The following is a 4027-nucleotide window of genomic DNA, read 5'->3' on the forward strand; positions in this document are numbered from 1 at the left end:
ATTGTGCAGGTGCCGGGCGAGGCGGCGGGGCCGGCGCTGGTGTTCGTGGGCCCCGTGGCGTCGAAGGCGGGGGGCCCCTCAGAACCTCACCCCGAGGGTGACTCCCCCGAGAAGGCTCGTCGCGTCCAGGAACGCGATGTTGGACTCGCGGCGGAAGGCGCCGGCGAGGAGCGAGGTGAAATACCGGCGGCTGCGGGCGATGGGGACCGAAACGACCCCGAACGCGCCGTAGGTGAGGTCGCGGCGGCGGGTGCCGAACACGGGGTGGTCGTCGGCGTAGGCGTCCCATCCCAGGGTTGCGGTCAGGAGCAGGGTGTAGGCCCGGGTGAACCGGCGGAACGAAAGCCCCAGCCGCGGCCCCTGGGATCGCTCGGCGGACCCTTCGGCTTGGCGCCAGGCGTAGCCGGCCGAGGGCACGAGCCGGGTCGCCCGGCCCAGGGGGATCTCCCGCTCCAGGCGCGCGACGTGCTCCACGGCCTCCCGTCGCAGTTCCTCGAAGCGTCCGCCGGCCCGGTCGTCCTCGACCCGGCTCCAGGTGACCCGGTATTCGGCGGACCAGGCCGAGCCGATCAGGCCGCCCCAGCGAAGCCGAAGGCCGTAGGTGGGGGCCGGGGTTTTCTCCCGGGCCTCGTCGGCGAGATAGGGGTCCTTCCACACGCTCCGGAACGGTTGGCACACGCCCGAAAGATCCACCGATCCCGCTCGGGTTTCTGCCTCGGCGCCGACCGCGAGGCCCGGCGGCCCCTCGGTCTCCAAGGGGGTGCCGGCGTGGAGCGTCACCCCGGTGCCCGGCACGGCCCACCGCAGGTCGAAGAGGCCGACCGGAAGCGCCCGCACGAACGGGTCGGCGGGGGCGTCGAGGCCGCCGGTGTGACGGTTCTTCCCCGAGGCCGCGAGTTGATCCGTGGTCCAAAATGCTCCCGCCCCGGCCTCGATGCGGCCGTGGATTCCGCCGGCCGGGGGGCCGGGCCGGGGCTGGGCCCAGGCGCCGGCGGCCAGGGTCAAGGCAAGAAGGGGGAGAACCGTCACCCTGCGCACGGGGAACCTCGATGTGAGAGGAGAAAATCGGCGGTAGGCCGCAAAGCGTCCTGTTTGCAGGAACAACAACTGTCCGCGTGGGCCGCCGAGGCCGGACCAAAGGACCGTGTCAGGTGCCAGAGGACAGAAGACAGAGGACAGGGGGTTTCTGATATCTGTCCTCTGAATTCTGATCCCTGACACGGCAGCCGCTCCCACGGGTTGGCCGGCGCGATGGCGTTGGGATCCCAAGTGTTCTTCGCCGCCTAGCCGAACCTATTGGAAGGTCGCCCCGCGCCTGTGGGGTCAGTCGGAGGGCCCCGTGCCGCTCCCCGATTCTCTCCCGAGGTGCCGGAGCACGTCCAGGAGCCGGGGGGCCGGGTCGTCGGCCAGGGGCAGGCGCTCGGGGTGCCAGTCGGGCCGGTGGGCCGTGGTGGCGATGGCCTCCTCGACCCGCAGGGCCACGAAATCGGCCAGGGCCTCCTGGGCCCGGCGCCGTTGGAACGAGGCGCCCTCGAGGCTCGTGGCGTAAAGGGGCGGCAGCCGGTTCAGGGCGTAGGCCATGATGTCGTGGAGGTTGGTGCGCACGGCCCGGAGCACCTCGGGGTCCTCGCAGCGGCGCTCCACCTCGGCCCACACGAGCTCCTCCATGATGTTCCGGTAGCGCCCGGCCGCGGGCACCCGGACCTCCCCGGATTCCAGGGCCTCGCGGAGCCGGTCCAGCGCCTCGCGCTCCTCCCCGGTGGGCTCGCGGGCCTGGAGGAGCCGCAGGAGCTCCATGGCTTGGTCGGGGGGGCAGATGCGGCTTTTGAGGATGGCCTGCACGGTGCGGCGGATCTCCATGACCGAACTCCCTGTAGCGACTGGGAAACGGGTTTCCGATCGGCCGGGGCGCGCCCGCGCTTGAGCCGGGGCCTTCGATTTTTTCGCCAAGCCCCCTAAAGCCCGGGGTGGGGCCTGCCGATCCGTGGGTTGACGACAGGATGGGCGGGGCCGCCCCCGGGCCGGACACGGAGGTTTCGGCCGCGCCCCGTCCGGGCGGGAAGGACACGGAGGTCCGCCCCTCCCTTTTTCTCCCCGCCCTGGCACCACACCTCCGGAACGTGACACAATGGCGACCCTCGCGGGTCGCCTTTTTCGTTGGAGCCCCACGCCAGAGCGGCCCGCCCCGGCGCGGAGGACGGCATGGATCGGGCGGAACGCAGGCGGGAACTCCTGGAGCTGTTTCACGAGCGGGCCGCCATCGCCCGCACCTTCGGCATGCGGCTTTCGTTCGACGAGGACGACCGGGCCGTGATCACCCTGCCCTACAACCCGGGCCTCGACCACGGGTTCGGCGGCGTCCACGGCGGGGTGTACGCGACGCTCCTCGACTCGGCGGGGTGGTTCGCCTGCGCCGTGGCCCGGCCCGAGCCGTGCTGGATCGCCACGTCGGAGATGTCGGTTCACTTCCTGCGGCCGGCGATCCGGGTGGCCTTGCGGGCCGTGGGGGAGGTTCTAAAGCCCGGAAAGCGCCAGGACGTGGCCCAGATGTACCTGTGGGACGAGAACGGGGAGCTCGTGGGGCACGCCACGGGCACGTTCCTCGCGCTGCCCCACATCCCCCGGGACACCGGAAACGGAGGGACCCCATGAGCGATCTGCGGGAACTGGTGCTCCGAAACCGGAGCTACCGGCGGTTCGACGAGTCGCACCGCATCGGCCGGGACACCCTGGTGGAGTTGGTGGATCTCGCGCGCCACACGGCCTCGGCCGCGAACCGCCAGCCGCTTCGCTACATCCTGTCGTGCGACCCCGAGACCAACGCGAAGATCTTCCCGTGCCTGGCCTGGGCCGCCTACCTCAAGGACTGGCCCGGTCCCGGCCCGGGGGAGCGGCCCACGGCCTACATCGTGATCACCGTGGACACCCGGATCGCCAAGGACTGGTGGTGCGACGACGGCATCGCCGCCCAGACCATGCTCCTGGGCGCCGTGGAGCGCGGCCTCGGGGGCTGCATGATCGGCGCCATCCAGAAGGACCGGCTGCGCGAAGCCCTTGCGATCCCGGAGCACCTCTTCATCCGGCTCGTGCTTGCGCTCGGCAAGCCCGCCGAGACCGTGGTGATCGAGGACCTGGAGCCCGGCGGCGACGTCCGGTACTGGCGCGACGAGAAAGGCGTGCACCACGTGCCCAAGCGGCGCCTGGAAGAACTCATCGTGGCCGGTTGACCCCCCGGCCGTCGGCTTGATAGAAGGGCCCCTCGTTTCGGCGGGGGGCCTTTTGTTCTCGTTGGGGCCGATGGCGCGAAGGAGGGAAACGATGAGGAAAGCGGCGGCGTGGATCGCTTTGGCGGCCGTGGCCGTGGCGGGCTCGGCCTGGGCGCTGCGGGACGAGGTGGAACTGCCGCGAGCCCGGCGGGGCGTGGTGGTGCTGCCCCACCGGCAGCACGTGGAGGAGTGGGGCGTGGAGTGCGACCGGTGCCACCACAACATCGCGATGATCCGCCGCAACCAAACCGACTGCAAAGGCTGCCACCTGAACCTCCAGCACGAGGGGCTGTGCCACGACTGCCACCTCTCGAACCGCGAAGACGGGTACGCCGAGAAGTACACGGCCCTCAAGAAGAAGCTCGGGGTTGCGAAGATCCCCACGCTCTTCAAGGCGTTCCACGGGCTGTGCCGGGGGTGCCACGCCGAGGTGAACGAGAAGGAGGGGAAGAAGGCGCCCTACGAGTGCGGGGGCTGCCACGGGGAGTGAGCGGAGGGCCGTCGTTGCTACCCCCCTCCCCCTGTCCCCCTCCCACCGGGGGAGGGGGAACCGTTTCGTGCCGGTAGGAAGCCCGTGCCGTCTGTCTCCCTCTCCCCCCGAGGGGGAGAGGGCCGGGGTGAGGGGGGCCGTTGTTGCGGGCCCGCCCCCCCACCCCCCCCCCCCCCCCCCCCGGGCCCCCCCCCCCCCCTAAAAAAAAAAAAAAACCCCACACCACAAAAACCCCAAATTCGTTTGAGCGTTGATGTTTGTAAAATATTGG

At 70.8% G+C, this 4027-nt stretch carries 5 protein-coding genes; 3 read left to right on the forward strand and 2 right to left on the reverse strand.

The features are described 5' to 3' along the window. Positions 1–78: 78 nt before the first annotated feature. Entirely contained in the window at positions 79–1038 is a 960-nt protein-coding gene (locus ACYQ8L_RS18190) for a DUF2860 family protein (protein ID WP_459943240.1), read from the reverse strand. Positions 1039–1323: 285 nt separating this feature from the next. Next, positions 1324–1860, reverse strand: coding sequence for a late competence development ComFB family protein (locus ACYQ8L_RS18195; RefSeq protein ID WP_459943241.1), 537 nt, complete (start codon positions 1858–1860; stop codon positions 1324–1326). A 342-nt stretch (positions 1861–2202) separates the two neighbouring features. Between ACYQ8L_RS18195 and ACYQ8L_RS18200 the strand changes: the two genes are divergently transcribed. The 3 genes from ACYQ8L_RS18200 to ACYQ8L_RS18210 all read left to right on the forward strand — a co-directional run bounded on the left by ACYQ8L_RS18200 (position 2203) and on the right by ACYQ8L_RS18210 (position 3756). Continuing rightward, positions 2203–2652, forward strand: a complete 450-nt coding sequence (locus tag ACYQ8L_RS18200) for a PaaI family thioesterase (protein WP_459943242.1) — start codon at positions 2203–2205, stop codon at positions 2650–2652. Further along, the gene (locus ACYQ8L_RS18205; protein WP_459943243.1) at positions 2649–3227 is read left to right on the forward strand and encodes a nitroreductase family protein; all 579 of its coding nucleotides are present in this window, start codon (positions 2649–2651) and stop codon (positions 3225–3227) included. The genes ACYQ8L_RS18200 and ACYQ8L_RS18205 overlap by 4 nt, the downstream gene beginning before the upstream one ends. Before the next feature lie 91 nt (positions 3228–3318). After that, positions 3319–3756, forward strand: coding sequence for a cytochrome c3 family protein (locus tag ACYQ8L_RS18210; RefSeq protein WP_459943244.1), 438 nt, complete (start codon positions 3319–3321; stop codon positions 3754–3756). Positions 3757–4027: the final 271 nt, after the last annotated feature.

It is taken from the genome of Deferrisoma palaeochoriense (assembly GCF_054656955.1).

Excerpts from the sequence above, each read along its gene's own strand:
- ACYQ8L_RS18200 (WP_459943242.1), top strand. The coding sequence starts at position 2,203 with ATGGATCGGGCGGAACGCAGGCGGGAACTCCTGGAGCTGTTTCACGAG.
- ACYQ8L_RS18205 (WP_459943243.1), top strand. The coding sequence starts at position 2,649 with ATGAGCGATCTGCGGGAACTGGTGCTCCGAAACCGGAGCTACCGGCGG.
- ACYQ8L_RS18195 (WP_459943241.1), bottom strand. The coding sequence starts at position 1,860 with ATGGAGATCCGCCGCACCGTGCAGGCCATCCTCAAAAGCCGCATCTGC.
- ACYQ8L_RS18210 (WP_459943244.1), top strand. The coding sequence starts at position 3,319 with ATGAGGAAAGCGGCGGCGTGGATCGCTTTGGCGGCCGTGGCCGTGGCG.